Below are 25,194 nucleotides of genomic sequence, written 5' to 3'. Positions count from 1 at the left end.
GGCGGGAGCCGATCGGTCAGCACCCGCGCCCCGAATCCCCGGCGGACGGGAACGCTCGGGCGACGCGCTCGTCGAGCGTTCGCTGCGCGTCCGGGTCGAGCGCTCGGCCGTCGACGAATTCACCCACCAGGGCGATGATTTCGGCGGCAGCGCGCGAATCGGGATCAGGCACCGGTAGCCGGGAGACGTACTGGGTGATCCAGCGCCGCCGACCGGAATAGAGGCGATTGCCGCAGACGGCGTCGTAGAAACGCAACCCGAGCGCCGAATTCGCCACTCCCATCAGCAGATACGCGAGCCGCTCGGCACCGATGTCGGCCAGCGAGATCCAGTAGCAGTCCCCGTTCACAACCGCCCCGGCGCGATCGAGGGCGAAACGCGGCCGCACGCTGATGTCCGGGAACACCAACTTCGGCACCTGCCACAGGTGCGGACGCTGCGGCACCCAGATCTCGAACCACTCCCGCCCGCCCTCGATCACGTACTTCCGTCCTGCCAGCGCCTCCCGATGCCGCTGCAAATAGCCTGCGGCGCGTGGGAATTCGCGTAGGTCGACCGGCACCCGCCGCGCCTGGGTGATGTCGTAGGGGTACAGCACCCGGGTATCACGCTCCCGCACGATCCGCCACGGCGCCAGATCATGATGGGTGATCAGCTCGAACAGCAGCTCCGCCTCCGGGCACGGCTCCACCTGCCCCCACCGATCGGAGATGAACACCCGATCCGCCGTCGTCTTGATCCCCACCCGAATCCGCCCCACCTCCCCGAACGTCTTCCACGTCCCCTCCTGCACCCCCGCCAGCCACGCATCCACCCCCGGCCGCGACATCCGCCACCCCCGCCCCGAATCACCGGCAACAGCACCGGATTCGCCCCCACCACCGCCCGAATCGAGATCCGTCCCGGCGAAGTCGACCGCCATTCCCGACCGGGTGCGTGCGGGCTCCGCCACCTCGGGTTCAGCACCACCGGCGCCGGTCGACAAGGTACCGATCTCCACGGCGAAGGTGCGGCCGCCGTGTTCGATCAAGCAGGGCGAATCCTGGATCAGGGCGGCGAAAAGGTCGAGATCGCAGGTGGTTCCGGGCCGCTCGACCTGGTAGGCCGAGGCGAAGTGACAGCTGACCGGTGCGGCGGCGCGGCGGGCGATGGTGACGGCGGGCAGCACAGCGGCATCGAATAGTTTGGTGTCGCCCAGGTCGTATAGTTCGACCGGCGCCAGGTCGCGTCGCAGGATGGCGCGGATGTTCGAGCCCGCACGAGTGGTGAGAAAGCGGTTGGCACACAGTAGGCCGAGGACACCGCCGGAAGCCAGCAGCCGAGGTGCGACGGCGACGAACGGATGCGTGAGATCTATGCGGCCGGTCAATCCGTAACGACGGCTCAGCAGCTGGGCGGTGGCACCGCCGAGCTGCTGGGTGCGGACGTAGGGCGGATTGGTGATGATCGCGTCGAACGCGGCCGCCGGTAGTCGTGTCGCTACAGCAAGGAAATCGCCTCTGTGCCAGTCGATCTCGTCGCCCGCCCGGGAGCGGGCCAGCTCGATGGCGGTCCCGTCCAGGTCGTACCCGGTCAGTTCGAGACGCACGTCGGGCAGTCGCACAGCTGCTTCCCGGCGCAGGGCCAGCAGCAATTCCCCGTCACCGCAGGCCGGATCGAGAACCCGCAGCACCTCGCCGGGCGGCACATGCGCGAGCAGCCGCGTCGCAAGAAAGCGCGCCAGCACGGGCGGCGTGTAGTGCCGCCCGTGCCGTTTGCGCTCCCGCGCCGCGCTCATGGCAGGGATTGTGCCCCAGTGCGCCCTGGGCGCGCCTCGGATTGTGGTGTCTGCGTTGACATCCGAAACCACCTCCGAACGTGCATCGGCGCGCCCACCACGGGCGCGCCGATGTTCTCGACAGCGATCAATGCGTGTGCGTGCCGCGACCACGTGTGATCATGGCGCCGATCGCGGTCACTATCGCGCCGACCACACCACCGCCCGCGATCTGCCCGAGCACCTGGCCGAAGTCCAGGCCGCTACTGGTGGCCGCCTGGATGATGGCGCCGGTGATACCACCGCCCACCGCACCGAGCGCGCTGTTGCCCGCCATGCCCAGGTTGCTCTTCGCGCCGGCCAGATTGCCGCCGACCAAACCAGCCAGGAGTCCCAGAATCCATTCCATCGCACTGCCCTTCTACTCGGGGATCGTGAGGTCTAGCGGTTGTGCTCGGTATCGCTCTTGTCCTCCCAGCTGCGCTGGTTGGCACCGACGGCGTTGTTCTCGTAGGTGACGGTCATCTCGGTGTCGGCCGCTCGCTTGTCGCCGGTGAACGCGTGCCGGCCGGCGGTCATCGGCGTGTCGTGCTCGCGCTCCACCATGCGCGGTCCGGTGGGTGGCTTCGGCGCCTCGTAGGCGGGCCGGGCCGCGGACCACGGCTGACTCTTCGGCACGTCCACCCGGGGCGCCTTGTACTCCGGACGCGGTGCGTTCGGCGCCGGGCGCGGCGGAGATGTGTTGTATCGCGGCTGTTCCGGCGCCCGCGGCGCGGCGGGCCGGGCAGCCGGAGTCGCGGGCCGGACCGGCATCGGGCGATCGACCCGGGCCGTGGTGGCCGGGCGGCGGCCCATCAGGCCGAGCAGCGCGCCCGCGGCGGCGGTGATCGCCAAACCGATCGGCACCGCCCACCACCGGTTGATTCCGCCGGAGGAGGTGTCGGTGTTCACCGTCGGCGCGGCCACATCCGGGTTCGGCACCTGCGGCAGGGCGGGCGCCTCCATGCCGGGGGCGGCCGGCGCCTTGAATCCGGGCAGCGTCGCGGCCAGTTCCGGCGGAACGGTGACCGTGCCGTCGGCCTCGGACCACTGGATCTCGGTGCCGCCGGGGCCGGCGAACATGCCGGTCATCACGCCGTTGGTATCGGTCACGTCAGCGGTCGGGTAACCGAACGGCCCGGCCACACCGCCGCTGGTCCGCCAGGCGTCGAGCACCTTGCCCTCGACCACGTGCGCGCCGCTGTCGGGGCCCCAGTAGATCGCCGCCCCGCCTTCGGCGGCGAAATTATTGAAACGGCCGAGGCCGTCGCCGGTGCCGCTCTCGTCATTGGTCGGGAAGCCCAGCGAACCCTCCGGGCCGCCTACCGCCTGGTATTTCGCGAGGATGTCGCCGTACATCACCTTCGCGCCGGTGTCGGCCGAGTAGTAGATGTTGCAGCCCTGGTAGCCGCGCATGGCGCCGCCCGCTACCGTGGTCGCCGCCCCGGTGGGCTGGCCGCAGAACGACCCGGCGCCACCGAAATCGGTGTAGCGGGCATCGATCGCCTGACTGGCCTCCGAAGACACGTCCTGCGCGTGTGCGAACGGGGCCGCGCCCAGGAGCGCACCGGAGCCGAGCAGTGCCGCGGCGCCGAGTGCGAGCCCACGGGCGCGCCAGGATTTTCGATCACCGAAATCCATTGCCAGAGTTGAGAACCGCATCGAATCCGACATCACCGAAGCTCCTTTGCCAGGGTTGGGGATTTGCCTTCTGGTCGGTCGAGTTCGCGGGCGGCGGCCTTCCCTCGATCCGTTCCGGATCACCACCGCCCGCGCGATCGTCAGTGGTGCTGACGATGATCCCGATCCGCGTCGTCCCGGTCGGTCTGCTCGGCCGAGCGCGGGTCCCGGACGAGTTCCTCGCTCGGCAAGACATCGGACGCCTTGCCGAGAATGCCGCCGATGGGATGCTTGCCGGTACGCCGCTCGATGAACTCGACCTCGCGCGGCTCACCTTCACGGACCACCGCCCGCACCTCACGCGCGGCGCCCTTGTCCTCGTGCACCACCGTGGTAACGGTCTCCTGCCCGTGCTCCATGACCCGCTCGACCGGCTTGTCCACGTATCGGTGCACCAGCACCGGCTTCTCGACGACGACCTCGACGATCTGCTCGACCGGGCGCTCGACGATCCGCTCGGCCAGCACGTCGACCGGCTTCTCCACGACCTTCTCGACCAGTCGCGGGACCTGGACGGTCTTCTCGAGCACCTTCTCGACCGGCTGCTCGACCGCCCGTTCGACGATCTTGGGGCGTTCGACCACCTTTTCGACGATCTTGTCCACCGGGCGGTCGATCACCTTGTCGATGATGTTCGGCTTCTCCACCATCCGTTCGACGATCTTGTCGACGGGCCGGTCGATGGTCTTCTCGATGATGTTGGGCTGCTCCACCACCTTTTCCACCACCTGGTCGACGGTCCGGTCCACCTTCTTCTCGATGACGTTGGGGTTGGTGACGACCTTCTCCACCACCTGATCGACCTGCTTGTTCACCACCTTCTCGACCACGTTCGGGTTGGTGACCACCTTCTCCACCACCTGATCGACCGTGCGATCGACCGTCTTCTCGATGATGTTGGGTGTCTCGACGACCTTCTCGACCACCTTGTCCACGGGCCGGTCGATGGTCTTCTCGATGATGTTGGGCTTCTCCACCACCCGCTCCACCACCTTGTCCACCGGACGGTCGATGGTCTTCTCGATGATGTTGGGCTTCTCCACCACCCGCTCGACCACCTTGTCCACCGGACGGTCGACGGTCTTCTCGATGACGTTCGGGGTCTCCACCACGCGCTCGACTATGCGGTCGACCACCTTGTCGATGGTGCGCTCGATGATGTTGGGCCGCTCGACCACCTTCTCGACCACCCGGTCCACCGGACGATCGACGACCTTCTCGACCACATTGAGCTTCTCGACGACCTTCTGCACCATGCGCTCGACCGGCCGATCGATCACCTTCTCGATGATGTTGGGCTTCTCGACAACCCGCTCCACCACCTTGTCCACCGGGCGATCGACGGTCTTCTCGATGATGTGCGGCTTCTCCACGACCCGCTCCACCACCTTGTCCACCGGGCGCTCCACCGTCTTCTCGACGATATTGGGCTTCTCGATCACGCTCTCGATCATCCGGTCGACCACCTTCTCGACCGGGCGCTGCACGATGTTCTCGACCACCACCTCGCGCGGCACCTCGACCCGTTTGATCACCGGCTTCTCCACCATGAGCTCGACAGTGCGGGTCACCGGCTTCTCCACCGTCTTGTAGACGATGCGTTCGACCGGCACCTCGATGATCTTCTCGACCACCTTCTCGACCGGCTTCTCCACCACCCGTTCGATGATCTTCTCCACCGGCTTCTCGACCACCCGCTCGACGAACTTCTGCACGGGGATCTCGACCACCTTGTCGACCACATTGATCACGGGCTTCTCGACCCGGCGCTCGACGGTGACCGGCTTGGTGACCACCTTGTCCTTGATGTCGACCAGCAGCTTCTCCACCAGTCGCTGCACCTCGACCGGCCGGCTCTGCACGTTGTCGACCACGTTGACGACCAGCTTCTCGACCAATCGCTGCACGTCGACCGGCTTGTTGGTGACCTTGTCGACGATATTGACGATCGGCTGCTCGATAGTGCGCTCCAGGCGCACGGGCTTGTCGGTGACCTTGTCGGTCATGGACACGATCGGCTTCTCGATGCCGCGGGTGATGGTGACCGGCTTGTCCACCACCTGATCGGTCACGGTGACGACCGGCTTCTCGATCCGGCGGCCCACCGTCATCGGCTTGTCCACGACATGGTCGGTGACCGTCACCACCGGCTTCTCGATCCGGCGCGAGACCGCGACCGGCTTGTCCACCACCTGATCGGTCACGGTGACGACCGGCTTCTCGATCCGGCGGCCCACCGTCATCGGCTTGTCCACGACTTGATCGGTGACCGTCACCACCGGCTTCTCGATCCGGCGGGTGGCCCGAATGGGCTTGTCCACCACCTGATCGGTCACCGTCACCACCGGCTTCTCGGTGGTGCGGGTCAGCTCGACCGGCTTGTCGATCACCTGATCGGTGACGGTGACGCGGGGCTGTTCGGTTGTGCGCGTGACCTTTACCGGTTTGTCGATGACCTGATCGGTGACCGTCACCACGGGCTTCTCCACACGGCGGGTTACGGTGACCGGCTTGTCCACCACCTGATCGGTCACGGTGACGCGGGGCCGCTCGACCACTCGGCTGATCTTGACCGGTTTGTCGCGCACCTCGTCGGTGACGGTGACCACGGGGCGCTCCACCAGACGGCTGACCTGGGCCGGCTTGTCCACGACCCGATCGACGGTGTCGACGACCAACCGCTCGATCACCCGCTCCATCGTGACCGGCTTGTCGACCACCTTCTCGACCGGACGTTCGACGAGCCGTTCCACGGTGTAGGGGCGATCCACCGCCTTATCGACCACGTGTACCGGCTCAGCAGGCGGTTTGCGGCGTTCATTGTCGGCCATGATGCCTCCATTGATCAGTTTGTCCCGGCCATTTATTTCTGAATCCGGTTCCACACTCGGCCATTCAAACACGGTGCCGAGTTTGTCCAGGAAACGTTTTGGCTACCTTTCGGCATACCCGCGTTGTGTTTCAAGCATCCGAGGCACAAAGGATGCATGAAACCCGCCGCCAGCAGGCGGTTTCCGGAAAGCAGGGCATACACCAACCGGTGTCGAATTCGCCGTGCGGCAATTCACAAAGAAAAAGGCCCCGGGAAATATCCCGGGGCCCAGTCCTTTTTGTCGCGTTACAGCGGAATGTTTTTGTGGTGGCTCGCCCGTGCGGGCGCGGCCGCCAGCGCGGCGGCGATCGTGCTGCGGGTCCGGGCCGGATCGATGACCTCGTCCACCACGCCGATCGCGACCGCGCGGTCGACACCGCCCGCGATCTGCTCGTGCTCGGCGGTCAAACGCTGGTGCAGCGCTTCACGTTCCGCCTCCGGCGCCGCGGCCAGCGCCTTCTTGTGCAGAATACCGACCGCGGCTTTCGCGCCCATGACCGCGACCTCCGAGCCCGGCCACGCGTACACCGCGGTGGCGCCGAGCGCACGCGCGTTCATCGCGATATAGGCACCGCCGTAGATCTTCCGGGTGACCAGGGTAACGCGCGGAACCCGCGCTTCGGCGAAGGCGTGCAACAGTTTCGCGCCGCGACGCACCACGCCCTCCCACTCCTGCCCCACGCCCGGCAGATAACCCGGAACGTCGGTCACCACCACCAGCGGAATACCGAACGCATCGCACAGGCGCACGAAACGTGCCGCTTTCTCGGCACTTTCGGAATTAAGGCAACCACCCAGGCGCAGCGGGTTGTTGGCCAGCACACCGACCGTGCGACCGCCCAGACGCCCCAGACCGACCACCATCGACCGGGCATACCCGGCCTGGATCTCCTCGAAAGTGCTTTCCCCATCGACATTGTCGAGCAATTCGTGAATGAGCGGCTTCACATCGTAGGCCCGCTTCGCCGATTCCGGCAGCAGCGCTTTCAAATCCACATCACCGTGCGCCGCCGCGGCCAGATCGAATTCCCCCTGCTCGGCGAACATCGACACCAGCCGGCGCGCACGATGCAGCGCATCCGATTCGCTGTCGGCGACGATATGGCAGACGCCGGACTTCTTCCCATGGGTCACCGGACCGCCGAGGGTCTCCATGTCCACGTTCTCGCCGGTGACCGAGCGGACCACATCGGGACCGGTCACGAAGACCCGGCCCTGCGGCGCCATGATCACCAGGTCGGTCAGCGCCGGACCGTAGGCGGCGCCACCGGCCGCGAAACCGAGCACCACCGACAGCTGCGGAATCCGGCCGGACGCGCGCACCATGGCCTCGAAGACCAGGCCGACCGCATGCAGGGCCTCGACCCCCTCGGCCAGCCGCGCGCCACCGGAATGCCAGATTCCCACCACGGGCACCGCGGAATCGAGAGCCGTGTCGATCGCGTCGACGATGTGCTTGCAGCCGTCCACGCCCATCGCGCCACCCATCACGGTCGCGTCCGAGCAGTAGGCCACGGTGCGCACACCGTCGACCTCGCCGATCGCGGCCAGCACGCCGGAGCGGTCGCGCGGGTGCAGCGGCAACACCGTGCCGGGGTCGAAGAACCGTTGCAGCCGCACCAGCGGATCGCGCGGGTCGGTCTCGGTATCCGGTTGAAACGCGGGAGCCATGGAAGTCATCGCGTTTTCTCCTCGATGATCAATGAAGTGCGCCGCTACCGCGGCCGCTAAATGGCGATCCCCGGCCTGACTCGGGCAGAACTGCCCGAACCCGACCGGGGATCGTTGAAACGCAGTCGTATGCGACTAGGCGCGGCCGAAGGTGAGCGCCACGTTGTGCCCACCGAAGCCGAAGGAGTTGTTGATCGCGTACTCGATCTCCTGGCGCCGGGCTTCCCCGTGCACCACATCGAGATCGATCTCCGGATCCTGGTTCTCCAGGTTCAGCGTCGGCGGCACGATACCGTCCCGGATGCTGAGCACGGTGAGCACGGACTCGAGGGCGCCGACAGCGCCGATCGAGTGGCCCAGCGCCGACTTCGGCGCGTAGACCGACGCGTGGTTGCCCACGGCCTTGTTGATCGCGTTCGCCTCCGCGGTATCGCCGATCGGCGTCGCGGTCGCGTGCGCGTTGACGTGCGTGATGTCCTGCTTGGTCAGACCGGCGGTCTGCATAGCCCGGGTCATCGCCCGCGCCGCACCATCACCCGAGGGGTCCGGGGCGACCAGGTGGTAACCGTCGGAGGTGATGCCCGCACCGAGCAGACGCGCGTGGATGGTGGCGCCACGAGCCTTGGCGTGCTCCTCGGTCTCGATGACCATGAGCGCACCGGCCTCGCCGAAAACGAACCCGTCGCGATCCCGATCGAACGGACGCGAGGCGCCCTTCGGGTCCTCGTTGCGGGTACTCATGGCGCGCATCATGCTGAACGCCGCGATCGGAATCGAGTCGATGTAGCCCTCGACGCCGCCGGTGACGACCATGTCCGCGTCGCCCATGGCGATCATCCGCCACGCGTTGGCGATGGCCTCGGAGCCGGACGAGCATGCCGAGACCGGAGTGACCACTCCTGCCCGGGCCTTCAGTTCGAGACCGACCACGGCCGACGGGCCGTTCGGCATGACCATCTGAACGGCCAGCGGCGAAATCTTGCGATAGCCACCGGTCTTCAGCTTGTCGACCGAGTCGATCAGGGCGTCGCCGCCACCGAGCCCGGTACCGATAGCCACACCCAGCCGCTCCGGATCGACCTCCGGGCTGCCCGCGTTGCGCCAGACCTCGCGGCCCAGCACCATCGCGAGCCGCTCGACATACGCCATGCGACGGATCTCGACCCGCTCGAGCAGGGTGTCCGGGTTGACCTTCAGGTGGCCGCCGATGCGGACCGGAAGGCCGTATTCCTCGACGAAGGAATCCTCGAGAACGTCGATACCGCTCTCGCCGTTGAGGAGTCCCTTCCACGTCGCATCGACGTCGCCCGCGATCGACGTGGTCGCCGCCAGGCTAGTGACGACGACGTTGGGGAAATTCCCGTTCAAGGTGGAAGGAGTGGTCACTGTGTCGGCCCTACTCGGCGTCGAACTTGGCCTTGAGCTCCGCGGCGGCTTCGCTGTTCTCCGCCTCGAGCTTCTGGATGTAGGCGACAGCGTCACCCACGGTCTTCAGGCTGGCCAGATCCTCGTCCGGGATCTTGACGCCGTACTTGTCCTCGGTCTGCACGGCGATCTCGACCATGGACAGCGAGTCGATGTCCAGGTCATCGACGAAGGACTTCTCGATGGTCACCTCGGAGGGTTCGATACCCGTAACCTCTTCGATGATCTTGCCGAGTTCCTCGACGATTTGTTCCTGGGTCAGAGCGGCCACTTGGTGGCTCCCTTCTTGTTTCCTTTTGTAGGGCTTGTGGAGTGTTTCGTTTCGAGTGCGGCGATGGTTATCACCGACTCGGTCACAACCGCGCGATATGCAGTCGCGGGAGGAAAGCTAACCGGCGGTGGTGAACCCCGCCAACGCGGGGAGGTCTTCGGGGGTCTTGAGGGCCAGTGTGGGCGTGCCCTTCAGCTCGCGCTTGGCGATACCGACCAGCGTGCCGGCCGGCGGCAGCTCCCACACCGCGGAAACGCCCGCGGCGCGGACGGTTCCGGTGCACAGGTCCCACCGGACGGGCCGGGTGACCTGGGCGGCGAGCTTGTCGACCGCGTCGCGGCCGGAGGCGACCGGCTTGCCGTCGAAGTTCGACAGCAGGGTCCGGACCGGCTCGCTCGGGGTGATCCGCGCGATCGCTTCCGCCACCGCGTCCTGGGCCGGAGCCATGTACTCGGTGTGGAAAGCGCCCGCGACCGGAAGGGCGCGCACGCGCGCCTTCTCCGGCGGGTTGGCGGCCAGTTCGGCCAGGGCCTCGAGCTTGCCCGCGGCCACGATCTGCCCGGCCGCGTTGCGGTTGGCCGGAATCAGATCGAGTTCGGCGAGCCGCTGCAGCACGGTGGCCTCGTCGCCACCGAGTACCGCGGACATTCCGGTCGGCTCCAGCGCGCACGCCTTGGCCATCTCCGCACCGCGGAGGGCGGCCAGCGCGACGGCGTCGTCGGCGGAGAGGACTCCGGCGACCGCCGCGGCGGCGAGCTCACCGACCGAATGCCCGGCCACGATGGTGTCGGCCGGAATCAGGTCCGCGTCGATATGCGAGAACGCAAGCAGCGCGGCGGCTACCACGAGCGGCTGGGTCACGGCAGTGTCGGTGATCTCCTCGGCCGTCGCGGTGGTGCCGAGACGGACCAGGTCCAGGCCGGAGGCCAAAGACCAGAGGGCGAGCCGATCGTTCGCGCCAGGGAGGTCGAGCCAGGGCGCGAGCATGCCGGGTGTCTGGGACCCCTGTCCAGGGGCGAACATCGCGATCACGCCTCTAAGAAAACACTGTGGGATGGGTCTCTACTGATGTCGACGCGAATGAAGGTTTGAGAAGGGTTTTGTAGGGGTTCCACAAAAGCCCTAGTGGGTTGTCCCGATCGACCGATTCGCCGATTGCGTTACAGGCCCTCGTGGCCCACGGGTGCATGCGAGGCGTCTGGGGCTGATGTTGACGGTTCGTTACGAGTTCGTGTCAAACGACCCACTGTTGCCGCGACCCGGAGCACATAGGCATCCCGCGGATTCATCGGATCGCGGCCCGTGATCTCGGCGATCCGTTTGAGTCGGTAGCGAACGGTATTTGGATGGACGTACAGCTGACGGGCACACGTCTCGACCGCGCCACCGCAATCCAGATAGGCATCGAGCGTGTCCGCGAGCGACGATCCTGCCGCGGCCAACGGGAGCACAAGATACTCGTTCAACGCCTCCACCGCAGCCCGATCGCCCAACAAGGCTCGTTCGGGCAACAATTCGGCCGCGTGCACCGGCCGCGGCGCCCCGCGCCAGCCGACCACGGCCTCCATTCCGGCCAGCGCCTCCACCGCCGACGCGTGCGCGGCGCCCAGCGTGCGCATGGTCGGCCCGATCACCACCGGGCCGTCGGAGAACACCTCACCCAGCAGGTCCGCCAGAAACGGTGTGGCATAGCCGTTCTCGCCGAGCTGACCGCTGACCACCATCACCAGCCGGGCGCCCTGCACCACCGCGAGCGCGGAGCGGCTGTGCCGGGCGGCGATGGTGTGCACCGAACCCACCATGCCCACCCCCTGGTCCTCCGGCGGCGTACCCACCAGCACCGTCGCCGGCGCGGTGGCATCCCAGTTCAAGGTCGCGGCCCTCGACAGCATGTCCGGGCCCGTATCGCCGCGCACCACGGCGTCCACGACCAGCGCCTCCAGGCGGGTATCCCACGCGCCGCGCGACTCCGCGGCGCTGGCGTACACCGAAGCGGCCGCGAAACCGAGCTCACGCCCGTATCGCAGCACCGCCTCGGTCAACGCCTGCAACTGGCGATCATTGCGCGCCAGCGCGGGCAGCCACTGTTCGAAGAACTCCATGGCCACCCGGACCATGTCCACGGTCTGGCGCAGCGTCAGCCGCCGCGCCAGGTCCTGCGGAATCACCTGGAAGGCATCGAGCGTGAACCGGATATCGCTATCCGGATCCTGCAGCCACTCCAGGAAGTTCACCACCGCGGTCTGCACCAGCATCTGCACACCCGCCCGCTGGGCGGCGTCCAGATCGGCGAAGAACGGTAACCGATCCTGCATCGACCCGACCGCCTCGGTGGAGAGGCGCCCGGAGAACTGCTTCACACGTTTGAGCAGCGTGTCCGGGAGCGGGTCGCGGGTTTGCCGGTTCGGGGAGAGCGCGCCCGTGGGCAGATACACCTCGTGCTCGGATGAGCCCTCGGAGATCCTCCGCGGCCGCGGCGGTTTACGGTCCACGTTCCTAATAGTCCGCTATGCCAGATCCTCGGCGGAATCGGCCGCCGGTTTCGGCGCGGCGTCCACGTCATCGATGCGGTACTTCGCGGCCGCCTCGACCACCTTGGCCGGATCCAGCTTTCCGGTACGCGCCAACCCGTCCAGCGCCGCAATCGCGATCGACTGGGCGTCGACGTTGAACACGCGCCGTGCGGCCGGACGGGTATCGGAGAAACCGAAACCGTCGGTACCGAGCGTGGTGAAATCACCCGGCACCCACTTGCGGACCTGATCGGGCACCGCCCGCATCCAGTCCGTGGCCGCGATGTACGGGCCCGAGACACGCGAGAGCGCCTCGGTCACGTACGGCTGCGGGATATCGGCGCTCGGGTCACGCAGCTGGGCGATCTCCTTGGCCAGCGCCTCCTTGCGCAGCTCACCCCACGAGGTCACCGACCAGACATCGGCCTGCACACCCCACTCGGTGGCCAGCAGCTCCTGCGCGCGCAGGCCGTCGGGCACCGTGACGCCCGAGACCAGGATCTGGGCGCGCACCTCGCCCTCGCCTCCGCGCTTGTAGAGATAGAGGCCCTTGAGCAGACCGTCGATGTCCAGGCCCTCGGGCTCGGCCGGCTGCTGGTACGGCTCGTTGTAGAGGGTGATGTAGTAGAAGACATCCTCGCCGCCGAAGGTATCGGTGGCCGGGCGCTCCCGCGGTTCGGTACCGGGCACCGCGTACGGCAGGGCCGGCGGCTGCCCGCCGCCGTACATCCGGCGCAGACCGTCACGCACGATGTGGGCCAGCTCGAACGAGAAGGCCGGATCGTAGGTGACCACAGCGGGATTGGTGGAGGCCAGCAGCAGCGAGTGGCCGTCGTTGTGCTGCAAACCCTCACCGGTCAGCGTGGTTCGCCCGGCGGTAGCTCCGAGCACGAAACCGCGCGCGAGCTGATCGGTCGCGGCCCACAGGCCGTCGCCGGTGCGCTGGAACCCGAACATCGAGTAGAAGATGTACAGCGGGATCATCGGCTCGCCGTGGGTGGCGTAGGAGGTGCCCGCCGCGGTGAACGACGCGGTCGAACCGGCCTCGTTGATGCCCTCGTGCAAGATCTGCCCGACGGTGCTCTCTTTGTAGGCAAGCATCAATTCCGCGTCGACCGATGTGTACAACTGCCCGTTGCGGTTGTAGATCTTCAACGAAGGGAACCACGAGTCCATACCGAAGGTACGGGCCTCGTCGGGGATGATCGGCACGATGCGCTTGCCGATCTCCTTGTCCCGCAGCAGTTCCTTCATCAAACGGACCAGCGCCATGGTGGTGGCGACGTTCTGCTTGCCCGAACCCTTGCGCACCGACTTGTACGCCTCGTCGCCGGGCAGTTGCAGCGGCTTTGCCGACGAACGCCGCTCGGGCAGGAACCCGCCCAGCGCGCGCCGCCGATCCAGCATGTACTGGATCTCGCGGGCCTCCATACCAGGGTGGTAGTACGGGGGCAGATACGGATCCTTCTCCAGCTCGGCATCCGAGATCGGGATGCGCTGCAGATCGCGGAAATCCTTGAGGTCCTGCAACGTCAGCTTCTTCATCTGGTGCGTGGCGTTGCGGCCCTCGAAGTGCTTGCCGAGGGTGTAGCCCTTGATGGTCTTGGCCAGGATCACCGTCGGCTGACCCTTGTGCGCCATCGCCGCCGCGTACGCCGCATACACCTTGCGGTAGTCGTGACCGCCGCGCTTCAGATTCCAGATGCCCTCGTCGGACAGATCCTGCACCAGGGCCTTGGTGCGCGGATCCCGGCCGAAGAAGTGATCGCGCACGTAGGCGCCGTCATTGGCCTTGTAGGTCTGGAAATCGCCGTCGGGCGTGGTGTTCATCAGATTCACCAGCGCGCCGTCGCGGTCCGCGCCCAGCAGCGCGTCCCACTCGCGGCCCCAGATCACCTTGATGACATTCCAGCCCGCGCCCCGGAAGAACGACTCCAGCTCCTGGATGATCTTGCCGTTGCCGCGCACCGGGCCGTCCAGGCGTTGCAGGTTGCAGTTGATCACAAAGGTCAGGTTGTCCAGGCCCTCGTTGGCGGCCACCTGGATCAGGCCACGCGACTCGGGCTCGTCCATCTCGCCATCGCCGAGGAACGCCCACACATGCTGATCGGAGGTGTCCTTGATACCCCGGTCGTGCAGGTAGTGGTTGAACCGCGCCTGGTAGATGGCGTTCATCGGGCCCAAACCCATGGACACCGTGGGGAACTCCCAGAAATCGTTCAGCAGCCGCGGATGCGGGTACGACGGCAGGCCGTGGCCCGGGCCGCCGTGGCTGTATTCCTGGCGGAAGCCGTCCATCCGGTCGGTGGACAGCCGCCCCTCCAGGAAGGCGCGGGCATAGATGCCCGGCGACGCGTGACCCTGGATGTAGATCGAGTCACCGCCGCCGGAATGATCCTTGCCGCGGAAGAAGTGGTTGAAACCGACCTCGTACAGCGCCGCCGACGACGCGTAGGTCGAGATGTGGCCGCCCACACCGATACCCGGGCGCTGGGCGCGATGCACCATGATCGCGGCATTCCAGCGGATCCAGGCGCGGAAGCGCCGCTCCACCTCCTCGTCGCCGGGGAACCACGGCTCGTTCTCGGTGGGAATGGTGTTGACGTAGTCGGTGGACGTCAGTGACGGGATGGCGACACGGCGTTCACCGGCCCGTTCCAACATGCGAAGCATCAGGTAGCGCGCGCGTCCCGGGCCCTCCCGGTCGAGCATCTCATCGAACGACTCGAGCCATTCGCTGGTCTCCTCCGGGTCGATGTCCGGTAGGTAGGACGCCACCCCTTCGCGGATCACCCGAACCCGGGCCGCGGCCTGATGCGACGCCTGTGGGGCGGGCTCGGCGGCTGCCGGTTCGGAATTCGGCGCAGCGGATTTCGCTGCGGCGGAAGAGTGGATCAGGTCGGTCAAATCTGCTCCTCGTACAGGGGGTGGACAAGCTGGTTGGCGTCTGTATCCCCGGGCGGGCCGCTATGGTGTGCGAACCACCCGTCTACGTAAGGTCGGGCGCACCTTCCATCCTGGCCGAAGGCGCGTCCCAGGTCATCATGTCAGCAGGAAATCCAGTACGGTTTCCTCCGCAGCGGGTTACCCGGTAGTTTTTCCGGCCCCGACTCGAGCTGAGCGATAGCACCCAGACACCATTGAGACGCGGGGAGAGTGATGAAGCTGCTGGATCCACGCCGATTCGGACTCGTGTGCGCGGCCGCCGCGGTCGCTGCCGGTCTGACCGTCGCGGGTTGCGCGAATCGGGTTGACGGAGTGGCCAATCCGAACATCGCCGACGTGGAGGCGTACAAGACCGAGGCGGCGGCCTCCTCGGCGGCGGCGACGTCCTCGCGCAAGGCCGCCGCGCAGACCCAGGCGATCGACGAGAACTGCGCACAGTTTCCGACCACCACCGGGGTCGGTGTCAAGGCCTACAACGATTTCGTCGACGCGCACGACTCGAACGCCCCCGACTATGCCGCCAAGCGGGACGGGGCGGCGCAGACCCTGGAGGACGCCGCGAACAAGGTAGAGGCCGGCATCAACGGCGCCGCCGGCGCACTCCCCGATGATCTTGCCGGTAAATTTTCGGCATACGTCTCGGCGGCCCGGCTGCTGGCCGAGGAGACCCGGAAAATGTCCTATACGGCCCCCGTCGGCGGCCTCAACGAGGCAAGCAAGCAGGTCAACGACGCGCGCACCGCGGTGCGCGAAGCGTGCCCCAAACGCTGAAAACCGACCGAAAACCCGAGATGCACCCGCGACATTCGACGGAAATTCGGCCGATCGGCTTGCGCTCGGGCCGATAACCATGTTCGCTTGCAACTACCTATTGTCTCGGGATTTGAGGAGGACACCACCGTGGTCGCCGCGGCGGACGCGCAGAACTACGCTCAGAAGCTTGGCATTACTCACGGCATGGTTGTCCAGGAACTGGGCTGGGACGAGGACACCGACGACGACCTGCGGGCCGATGTCGAGGAAGCCAGTGGCAGTGAAATGGTGGATGATGACACCGACGAGGTGGTCGACGCCGTTTTGCTCTGGTGGCGCGAAGGAGACGGCGATCTGGCCGACGAGTTGATGGAGATCATCAGCCCGCTGGCCGACGACGGCGTCATCTGGGTCCTCACCCCCAAGACCGGCAAACCTGGCCATGTCGATCCGAGCGAGATCGCCGAATCCGCGCCCACGGCGGGGTTGACGCAGACCTCTGCGATCGCCCTGGGCGGCTGGACCGGAAGTCGCCTCGTACAGCCCAAGGCGCCGTCCAAGCAGCGCTGAGTACAGGCAACGCCCACCCATTCGCTATGGTTTCGCCGGGCGATGCGCTTGTCGCCCGGCGAACCCGACACGATGGAGGACGCGCGGATGGCCCTGGACGGACCCTTGGAGATCGGTGCGCTCGCACCGGATTTCACATTGAAGGATCAGAACAACCAGGAAGTCACGCTGTCGTCGTATCGCGGCGCGAAGAACGTGCTCATCGTGTTCTATCCGCTCGCCTTCACCGGCATCTGCCAGGGTGAGCTGTGCAAGGTGCGCGACGAGCTGCCCAAGTTCCAGAACGACGACGCCGAGATCCTCGCGATCTCCGTCGGCCCGCCGCCCACCCACAAGATCTGGGCCGCCGAACAGGGCTACGTCTTCCCCCTGCTCTCCGATTTCTGGCCGCACGGCGCCGTCGCCCAGTCCTACGGCGTCTTCAACCAGAAAACCGGCTTCGCCAACCGCGGCACCTTCGTCGTCGACAAGACCGGCCACATCCGCTTCTCCGAAATGAACGGCCCCGGAGAGCCCCGTGACCAGGCGGCTTGGGAGAAAGCGCTCGCCGCGCTAGATTCATAACCCGTGCCGTCGATCTACTCGATCAGCGGTAGGGGCGTATAGCTCAGCGGTAGAGCACTGGTTTTACACACCAGCGGTCCGCGGTTCGATCCCGCGTGCGCCCACAGTTCGACGATCAGGCTTTCCCTATCATTTGCGGTTCGTTCCGGGGGGATGCGGTGCAGGCTCCAGCAGGAAACACCACTCCAGATCCTCAATGCCGCGTCCTCAGGGCATATGTCTTCGCGCTCGATCCCACCCCTGTACAGGAAGACGCGCTCCAATCGCATTGCGGAGCCCAGCGGTTCGCCTTCAATTGGGGTCTTGCCCGGGTGAAAGCGAATCTCGCACAGCGGGAAGCCGAACGCACCTACGGGATTCGCGATGCCGACCTCGCCCCGAGCCTGAACTGGTCGGCGTACGCGTTGCGCAAAGCGTGGAATCGAGCCAAACCCACCGTCGCCGCGTGGTGGCCCGAGAACTCCAAGGAGGCCTACGCCAGCGGGCTGGCCAATCTGGCAGCCGGACTTCGGCGGTGGGCTGAGGCGAGAACTACGCCGGTCCACAGCCGCCGCTGCAAGTTTCCTCAGTTCAGGTCGAAGCACGGACGGCAGTCGTGCCGATTCACGACCGGCGCGTTCGGCCTTACCGACACAGATCGCAGACACGTGCGGCTACCCCGCATCGGCACTGTTCGAACCCTGGAGTCGACCCGGAAGCTGGCGCGCCATATCGGTCGCGGCACAGCTCGGATCCGCTCGGCGACTGTCAGTCGACGACGGGGACGATGGTTCGTATCCTTCTCGGTGGAAGTCGCGCCTACTCGCACCCTCGTGAGCGGCCGGAGTCTTCCAGTTATCGGTGTCGATCTCGGAGTCACCCATCTGGCAGTACTTCGGCGTCTGCAGCGTCGCGCAGCACGTCGTCGCGGGCCTGACAAGCGCACCCGGGCGACGCCATCCGAACGGTGGACGGCTACCAGAGCCGAAATTTCGCGGATTCACGCACACATCGCCAATCAGCGCGCCGATATGTTGCACAAGCTCACCTCGGCGCTCGTAGCCGTTGCCGACACCATTGTGATCGAAGACCTGCATGTCGCCGGACTTGCTCGCAATCGCCGGCTGTCCCGGCAGATCGCGGGAGTCGCGTGGGGCGAACTGCGACGCCAACTCGACTACAAGTGCGCCTGGCGGGGCACCCGGCTTATTGTCGCGGACCGGTTCTATCCCAGTTCCAAAACGTGTAACTCCTGCGGCGCGGTGAAAGCCAAACTGCGTCCGTCCGAACGCATCTTCCGATGCGATCGTTGCCCACTGGTGCTGGACCGCGATCTCAACGCCGCCCGAAATCTGGCGAGTCTGGCAGTTCCTGGCTGCACCACGTCCTCGGCGAGTTGCGCCGCGACGGAAAACGAGCCCGATGGAAACCTGAGTAAGTCCGATCTCGTATCGGCAGCGGGTATCGCCACGGGAAGACCCCTGGGGTCAATGCCGGGTGGCGATACCCGGCTGCTCATGAGCAACGGTTCGATCCCCTCTGCGCGCTCAGTCCGGCATGGTTCGTGTGAAGGGCAGCCCGGAGTCGGTTCGTTGTAGACGACGCATTCGTCCGGTTTTCCGCAATCCGTTGCGCAAACGGTCACCGGGTAGAGTTACTCGGATTGTTGTGCAGCGCAACCACTTCGGCAATCATGGAGGCGTAACACGGTTGCTAGGGGGAATGCAGTGGCGGACATCGGTCGGGAGCGGCGGCGGCGCTGGGTTGAGCAAGAGCTGGATGCTCTACCGCATCTGACGAAGTCACAACGCAGGCTGCTGGCTGCGCCGCTGATGGAGAACGGCTGGCAGGTTCTGGTCGCGAACCGTGCGGTCCCGCCTGACCGGATACCAGCATTCGTGATCGGCCGCACCGGCGTGTTCGCGCTGAGTTTCATCGACGAGGTCCCGGACCGCCAGCGACTACGCCGTCTGCGCGTGCACGCCGAGGAAACCTTCGCCGGCCTGCTGTCGGGCCGGGATCAGTTCGTGCCGCACATGCTGGAAGTAATGCTGGCGATGGACCGCGCGGTCGATACCGCCGCGCATGATCCGTTCCTCGCCGTCGACGGTTCCTCCATACGCGACGCCCTGCTCAGCGGGGAAACCAAGCTGCCACGGCACCGCCCGCACGAGATCGCCGCCCGCGCCTCCGTCCGCCTCGGCCTCTATACCTGGATTTCCACCGATGAGGCTCCGCGCACCGAAACATCGAGCACCGACAGCCTTTTCGAGAAGGCGGACCTGCACGAAGGCGCGCGCGCCGAGATGCTGACCCGCCCGTTCCAGGAGTGGATGACCTTCCTCGATCCCGAACAGCTGGACCTGGTGCATGCCCGGTTCAACGGCCCGGCCCGGGTCAGCGGTCCGGCCGGCACCGGCAAGTCCGTCGTCGCCCTCCATCGAATGGCACGATTCGCCAAGCACAATCCGGGGCGGCTGCTGTTCACCAGCTTTGTCAAAACGCTTCCCGCATACCACGAATCAGGATTCGCGCACCTGGCACCACACGCACACGATCGCGCCGAATTCGTCGGCCTGCATGCCTGGACGACCCGGTTTCTGCGACGCCGCGCGGTGCCGTTCACACTCGCCGACGACGACGCACAGCGGGACGCGTTCGCGCGGGCCTGGATGCAGGGCCGCCACCTGCTCGGCCGGATCAGCGACACCGACCACCAGTATTGGACCGATGAGGTCAACCGGGTCATCCAGGGTCGCGGAATCGTCCGGTTCGAGGACTACAGGTCCGTGCGGCGGACCGGCCGCGAGGGAATCCGGTTGGAAGCCGCACGCCGCGAGGAGGTCTGGCAGAAGTTCTATCTGCCCTACCGGCGGCGGTTGGCCGAGCGTGGACTCGACGACTTCACCGATGTCGTGCGCAAGGCACTGGACGAGGTCCGTGCCAGGCCGCTGGACGAGACCGAGGACTATGCGATGGTCGTTGTCGACGAAGTCCAGGATTTCACCCTCATGGAGCTGGCCCTCGTGCACGCCATCCTCGGCGGCGGCGGCGACGCGCAACTTCTGCTCGTCGGCGATGGCCAGCAGCAGGTCTATCCGGGTGGCTGGCGGCTGTCGGACGCTGGAATTCCGCTTCCCGGTGCGCGCAGTCGCACCTTGAAGACCAACTACCGCAATCGAAAAGAGGTGTTGCGCTTCTCGCAGAACGTCGAGGCCGGCAACACCGTCGACGATCTCGATGGGGGGCCCGGTGTCGTGCTGCGCGACAGTCCCGGAGTCCTCAAGGGCGGCAGCACCGTGGAGCTTCATGTGCGCCGCGCGGATATCGACGTGGAATTGGTCCGCGCGGTTCAGGATTCGGGATTGGCGTCCGCCAATGTCGCCGTCATAGTGAGTACGCGCCGAGACGCGGCACACTACCAGCGGGTGCTGACCGAAGCCGGACTCGAGACCCTCGCGCTCGAAAGGTACGACGGCACGCAGCACACCGCGGTCAAGGTGGGGACGGTGCATCGCGCGAAGGGCATGGACTTCCTCGGTGTCTTCCACATCACCGAGAAGCCGGTGCCGTTGCACACGCTCAGTGGCGGTGTGCGGGACCAGGCCGAACTGATCGCCAGGCAGACACTGGTGGCATTGAGCCGCGCCCGGGATTTTCTCTGGGTTGCCTACGTAACCGACTGAGGGCGGGCGCATTCCGCGCACAATGGCATGCGGCGGGGTCGGCCGCACGGCTGGATGACATCGTATTAGAAAGGGGTCCGGGTGAAACTGGACAATCCGTTCCTCGGGACACTGCTCGAGGATGTCGGGACAGGCCGCATCCAACTGCCCAACTTCCAACGCGAATGGAAGTGGGACGATGAGCGGATCAAGGGACTGATCGCGACGGTGACCCAGAATTACCCGCTGGGCGTGGTGATGAAGCTGGAAACCGGCGGGCATCCCCAGTTCCAGCCCCGGGCGATCGCCGGCGTCGACACCGACAACGCCGGCGTTCCGGACTATCTACTGCTCGACGGTCAGCAGCGAATGACCTCGCTCTATCAAGCGCTCTATCGCCGGACTCGCCCGGTCGACACCACCGACAGCCGCGGGCGGCCCCAACGTCTCTGGTACTACATCGACATCGCCAATGCTGTCGCGGACGGCGCCGATCGCGAGGACGCGATCATATCCGTGCCGGAGAACCGGCAACTGTTCGATCGTTCGGTCAAACGCCTTCGGCTCGACCTCCAGACCGGCGATGCCGAACGCGCGAGCGGCTACTTCCCGCTGAATCTGGTCTTCGACACAGTCGGCCGCGCGGAGTGGCGCAAGCGTTATCTGATCGCCACCGACAACTGGGATCTGTGGCACGACTTCGAAGAGAGCATCCTGAAGTCGGTGGATCAGTTTCTGGTGCCCACCATCAATCTGCCCGCGGCGACCGTCAAGGAAGCGGTGTGCTCGGTCTTCGAACGCGTCAATACCGGCGGCGTCGTACTCACCGTATTCGAACTGCTCACCGCGACCTATGCGGGCGATCGCGATTTCCGTGCGGCCACCGGCGCGGATTTCGATCTGGCGCGCAGCTGGGCGGAGACGAGTTCGACACTCTGCCAAGAACATCCGGTTCTCGGTAGCCCCGGCGGCCCTGGCCTGACCAGTAATGATTTCCTCCAGTCGATCGCACTGGTGCACACCTATGCGAGCAAGCAGGCCGGGCGCTCGGCCGCGGTCGCGTGCAAACGCCGCGATCTGTTGAACCTGCCCTTGACAGCCTATGTCGAATTGGCGCCGAAGCTGCAGGAGGCGTTCGCCTGGGTGGGGACTTTCCTTGCGCGTCAATGTATCTTCACGGCCGAGGATGTGCCGTACCGGTCACAGCTGGTTCCGCTGGCAGCCATCCGCGCGCTGCTCTTGTCGGCCGACGCCTGGACCGAGCACACCGAACAGCGCATCGTGGACTGGTACTGGTCCGGCGTGCTCGGCGAAATGTACGGCGGTGCGACGGAAACCAGATTTTCCCGGGATGTCGAGCAGGTACTCGCCTGGGTACAGCAGCCGGGCGCCGCGATGCCGGATACGCTCACCGAGGCCACCTTCCGAGAACAGCGCCTGGACACCCTGCGAACACGCAACAGTGCGGCGTACAAGGGAATTCATGCCCTGCTCATGCGCCAGGGCGCGGTGGATTGGTTCCATACCGAAGGCACGATCGGGCGGGAAACAGTCATCGGCGGGAACGTCGATATTCGTCCGATCTTCCCCAAGTCATGGTTTGCCCAGCCCGGTCGGGCAGATGTCCGGATGAACTCGATCGTCAACAAGACCCCGATGTCCTATCGCGCCGCGTTGCTCACGGCCAACGCGCCGTCGGACTCGCTCCCGGTGCTGGCCGCCACCGCGGGTTCTCCGAACGCCTGGTTCGACGATGTGGTCGCCACCCATCTGATCGAACCGAAAACCCTGCATTCCGACGACTGGGCCGGGTTCTATGCGGATCGCTCCGCGCGCCTGCTGACGTTGATCGAATCGGTGCTGGGCAAGCGAGTTGTCCGCGGTGACGACGAGGCGGGCGCGTGACCGCGAAAACCCCTTCCGCGGCGGAAATCACGGCATTGCAGGACACCGAGCTGACGGTTGGGCAGCTGCTCGAGATGTTCGGCGTCCGGGTGCGTCGACCGGCCGACATCTCACGAATCGACACGGCGCTCGCGGCGGCCGGGTTGAGCACCGAGCCGGTCTATCACGACGCGGCATCGGAGGTCCCGCTGCGATTCGTCGTGGCGGCCCCAGCCGACACCGCGGTCGCGGCGGCCAGCGGTCCCGGTAAACCCGTTCCCGCCGAGGAACAGCCCTCGACGCTGCCGATGGACCGGATGCGGCTCAGCGCGTTCGAATCTGCGCGCAGCGGGCTCGTGTCCGCCAAACCCGGCGACAGCCTGCAATCCGTGGTTCTGACGATGATGAAATACAAGTACTCACAGATCCCGGTGATCGACGAGCTGTACAGATTGCACGGCATCGTCAGCTGGGGATCCATCGGCCGTATGTACGCCACCGGCTCGAAACACGATTTGCTCTGCGCGACGGATCCCAACAGTCCGGTCACCGAAGTCGGGACGACATTGGAGTCGGTGATGCCGTGGATCCAGGAACACGGATTCTGCATCGTCCGTGACGAGTACGGACAACTGACCGGAATCGTGACAGCTTCCGACGTAGCGGCGCGATTCGAACAGATCAGCCGGCCGTTCTTTCTGATCGGGACCATCGAGCGCGGGTTGCGGGATCGGTTGCGACCGGTGTTCTCGGGAACGCAGATCGCGAAGGCCGGGGCCAAGTACAAGGGAAAACCCTCGGACCGCATCGATCACCTGATGTTCGGCGGGTACGTCAAACTGCTGACACCCGAGGTGAATTGGAAAGCACTGAACTGGCACGGTGTTCCGCAGGCGGACTTCCTGGACGACCTGCGACACACCGGACATGTCCGCAACGAGGTCATGCATTTCGACCGCACGCTCGAGCCGGCACGGTTGGAGCAGTTGAACCGCTTCGCCGACCTGATCCACAGCATCCCGAACCATCACGTGCCCGATGTCCAGGGTGCGGGCGCGACCGGGTAGAAAAGGGTGGGCGCGGTTCGCACGGCCACGCCATGACACCTGAAGGAGAGAGGCACTTCATGGGGACCTCGCAGGCGCGCGCGCAGATCGGTGTTACCGGGCTGGCGGTGATGGGCAGCAATATCGCGCGGAATTTCGCGCGGAACGGGTACACCGTGGCGCTGCACAATCGCAGTGTCGGGAAGACGGATGCGTTGCTGGCCGAGCACGGGGGTGACGGGGATTTCGTGCGGACGGAGAGCATCGAGGAGTTCGTGGGAGCGCTGGAGAAGCCGCGCCGCGTGCTGATCATGGTGAAGGCGGGCGAGGCCACCGACGCGGTGATCGAGGAGCTGGCGGCGGCGATGGAGCCGGGCGACATCATCATCGACGGCGGTAACGCGCTCTACACCGACACCATCCGCCGCGAGGCGGCGATGGCCGCGCGTGGACTGAACTTCGTCGGCGCGGGGATCTCCGGCGGCGAGGAGGGCGCGCTGAACGGGCCCGCGATCATGCCGGGTGGCCCGAAGGAGTCCTACGAGTCGCTGGGCCCGCTGCTGGAATCGGTGGCCGCCAAGGTCGACGGCGTCCCGTGCTGCACCCACATCGGACCGGACGGTTCGGGTCACTTCGTGAAGATGGTGCACAACGGCATCGAGTACGCCGACATGCAGCTGATCGGCGAGGCCTACAACCTGTTCCGGGACGCGCTCGGCTTCGACGCCAAGCAGATCGCGGACGTGTTCACCGACTGGAACGCCGGTGAGCTGGAGTCCTATCTGATCGAGATCACCGCCGAGGTGCTCAACCAGGTCGACGCGAAGACCGGCAAGCCGCTGGTCGATGTGATCGTGGACGCGGCCGAGCAGAAGGGCACGGGCCGCTGGACGGTGAAGTCGGCGCTCGATCTCGGTGTGCCGGTGACCGGCATCGCCGAGGCCGTGTTCGCGCGCGCCCTGTCGGGTTCGCGGGCGCAGCGCAAGGCCGCGGCCGGACTGGCCTCGGGTACCCTGGCCGCCAAGCCCACCGATGTCGGCCAGTTCACCGAGGACATCCGCCAGGCGCTCTACGCCTCCAAGATCGTCGCCTACGCACAGGGTTTCGATCAGATCGCGGCGGGCAGCGCCGAGTACGACTGGGATCTGAAGCCGGGCGATCTGGCGACGATCTGGCGTGGCGGCTGCATCATCCGGGCCCGGTTCCTCAACCGCATCAAGGAGGCGTACGCGGCGAATCCGGAGCTGCCGAGCCTGATCCTGGCGCCGTACTTCCGCGAGGCGATCGAGACCGCGATCGACAGCTGGCGGCGCGTGGTGTCCACGGCGACGCTGCTGGGTATTCCGGTGCCCGCGTTCGCGTCGTCGCTGTCCTATTACGACGCGTTGCGCGCGGAGCGCCTGCCCGCCGCGCTGACCCAGGGCCAGCGTGACTTCTTCGGCGCGCACACCTACGAGCGGATCGACGCGGAGGGTAAGTTCCACACGCTGTGGAGCGGTGACCGCTCCGAAGTCCGGGCCTGACCGAGCCGACGGTGGCGGGCCGACCCGCCACCGTCGC

18 protein-coding genes and 1 tRNA gene are annotated in these 25,194 nt (G+C 66.2%); 9 read left to right on the top strand and 10 right to left on the bottom strand.

Annotated features, from left to right (window positions below):
* Positions 1-16: 16 nt before the first annotated feature.
* The 10 genes from ACFVMC_RS17010 to aceE all read right to left on the bottom strand — a co-directional run bounded on the left by ACFVMC_RS17010 (position 17) and on the right by aceE (position 15,020).
* Complete coding sequence (locus ACFVMC_RS17010; RefSeq protein ID WP_379211201.1) at positions 17-1,777, bottom strand: Eco57I restriction-modification methylase domain-containing protein; 1,761 nt, start codon at positions 1,775-1,777, stop codon at positions 17-19.
* 127 nt (positions 1,778-1,904) lie between these two features.
* The gene (locus ACFVMC_RS17005; protein WP_379211199.1) at positions 1,905-2,165 is read right to left on the bottom strand and encodes a hypothetical protein; all 261 of its coding nucleotides are present in this window, start codon (positions 2,163-2,165) and stop codon (positions 1,905-1,907) included.
* Between the two features lie 32 nt (positions 2,166-2,197).
* The gene (locus ACFVMC_RS17000; protein WP_379211197.1) at positions 2,198-3,469 is read right to left on the bottom strand and encodes an LGFP repeat-containing protein; all 1,272 of its coding nucleotides are present in this window, start codon (positions 3,467-3,469) and stop codon (positions 2,198-2,200) included.
* 107 nt (positions 3,470-3,576) lie between these two features.
* The gene (locus ACFVMC_RS16995) at positions 3,577-6,378 is read right to left on the bottom strand and encodes a hypothetical protein (protein ID WP_379211195.1); all 2,802 of its coding nucleotides are present in this window, start codon (positions 6,376-6,378) and stop codon (positions 3,577-3,579) included.
* Between the two features lie 215 nt (positions 6,379-6,593).
* Entirely contained in the window at positions 6,594-8,027 is a 1,434-nt protein-coding gene (locus tag ACFVMC_RS16990) for an acyl-CoA carboxylase subunit beta (protein ID WP_379211193.1), read from the bottom strand.
* Positions 8,028-8,153: 126 nt separating this feature from the next.
* Positions 8,154-9,404, bottom strand: coding sequence for a KasA/KasB family beta-ketoacyl-ACP synthase (locus ACFVMC_RS16985; RefSeq protein ID WP_379211191.1), 1,251 nt, complete (start codon positions 9,402-9,404; stop codon positions 8,154-8,156).
* A gap of 10 nt (positions 9,405-9,414) precedes the next feature.
* Positions 9,415-9,714, bottom strand: coding sequence for a meromycolate extension acyl carrier protein AcpM (acpM, locus tag ACFVMC_RS16980; RefSeq protein WP_069166942.1), 300 nt, complete (start codon positions 9,712-9,714; stop codon positions 9,415-9,417).
* 117 nt (positions 9,715-9,831) lie between these two features.
* Positions 9,832-10,746: an ACP S-malonyltransferase gene (locus ACFVMC_RS16975; RefSeq protein ID WP_379211189.1), complete on the bottom strand. Its 915-nt coding sequence runs from the start codon at positions 10,744-10,746 to the stop codon at positions 9,832-9,834.
* Between the two features lie 128 nt (positions 10,747-10,874).
* Entirely contained in the window at positions 10,875-12,176 is a 1,302-nt protein-coding gene (locus ACFVMC_RS16970) for a PucR family transcriptional regulator (protein ID WP_379211549.1), read from the bottom strand.
* A 45-nt stretch (positions 12,177-12,221) separates the two neighbouring features.
* Entirely contained in the window at positions 12,222-15,020 is a 2,799-nt protein-coding gene (gene aceE, locus ACFVMC_RS16965) for a pyruvate dehydrogenase (acetyl-transferring), homodimeric type (protein ID WP_379211547.1), read from the bottom strand.
* Between the two features lie 366 nt (positions 15,021-15,386).
* Between aceE and ACFVMC_RS16960 the strand changes: the two genes are divergently transcribed.
* The 9 genes from ACFVMC_RS16960 to gndA all read left to right on the top strand — a co-directional run bounded on the left by ACFVMC_RS16960 (position 15,387) and on the right by gndA (position 25,157).
* A complete protein-coding gene (locus ACFVMC_RS16960; protein ID WP_379211187.1) occupies positions 15,387-15,944 on the top strand; it encodes a hypothetical protein in 558 nt (185 codons plus the stop codon).
* A 129-nt stretch (positions 15,945-16,073) separates the two neighbouring features.
* Positions 16,074-16,496: a DUF3052 domain-containing protein gene (locus ACFVMC_RS16955; RefSeq protein WP_379211185.1), complete on the top strand. Its 423-nt coding sequence runs from the start codon at positions 16,074-16,076 to the stop codon at positions 16,494-16,496.
* Between the two features lie 87 nt (positions 16,497-16,583).
* Entirely contained in the window at positions 16,584-17,060 is a 477-nt protein-coding gene (locus tag ACFVMC_RS16950; protein ID WP_379211545.1) for a peroxiredoxin, read from the top strand.
* Between the two features lie 32 nt (positions 17,061-17,092).
* A tRNA-Val gene (locus tag ACFVMC_RS16945) sits at positions 17,093-17,164 on the top strand.
* The gene (locus ACFVMC_RS16940; RefSeq protein WP_379211184.1) at positions 17,156-18,637 is read left to right on the top strand and encodes an RNA-guided endonuclease TnpB family protein; all 1,482 of its coding nucleotides are present in this window, start codon (positions 17,156-17,158) and stop codon (positions 18,635-18,637) included. Before ACFVMC_RS16945 ends, ACFVMC_RS16940 begins: the two co-directional genes overlap by 9 nt.
* Before the next feature lie 129 nt (positions 18,638-18,766).
* The gene (locus ACFVMC_RS16935) at positions 18,767-20,725 is read left to right on the top strand and encodes a UvrD-helicase domain-containing protein (protein WP_379211182.1); all 1,959 of its coding nucleotides are present in this window, start codon (positions 18,767-18,769) and stop codon (positions 20,723-20,725) included.
* Between the two features lie 81 nt (positions 20,726-20,806).
* Positions 20,807-22,609 carry a DUF262 domain-containing protein gene (locus ACFVMC_RS16930; protein WP_379211180.1) on the top strand — a complete coding sequence of 601 codons (1,803 nt, stop codon included), beginning with the start codon at positions 20,807-20,809 and terminating at the stop codon, positions 22,607-22,609.
* Positions 22,606-23,655 (top strand): CBS domain-containing protein, encoded by a 1,050-nt coding sequence (locus tag ACFVMC_RS16925; protein WP_379211179.1) that lies wholly within the window; start codon positions 22,606-22,608, stop codon positions 23,653-23,655. The genes ACFVMC_RS16930 and ACFVMC_RS16925 overlap by 4 nt, the downstream gene beginning before the upstream one ends.
* Positions 23,656-23,714: 59 nt before the next feature.
* The gene (gndA, locus tag ACFVMC_RS16920) at positions 23,715-25,157 is read left to right on the top strand and encodes an NADP-dependent phosphogluconate dehydrogenase (RefSeq protein ID WP_379211177.1); all 1,443 of its coding nucleotides are present in this window, start codon (positions 23,715-23,717) and stop codon (positions 25,155-25,157) included.
* Positions 25,158-25,194 lie beyond the last annotated feature (37 nt).

This window comes from Nocardia sp. NPDC127579 (assembly GCF_042672005.1).
In the GTDB taxonomy this organism is placed as follows: Bacteria; Actinomycetota; Actinomycetes; order Mycobacteriales; family Mycobacteriaceae; genus Nocardia.
Note: the sequence above shows the minus strand (reverse complement) of the source record. Positions and strands in the feature narration are given on the sequence as shown.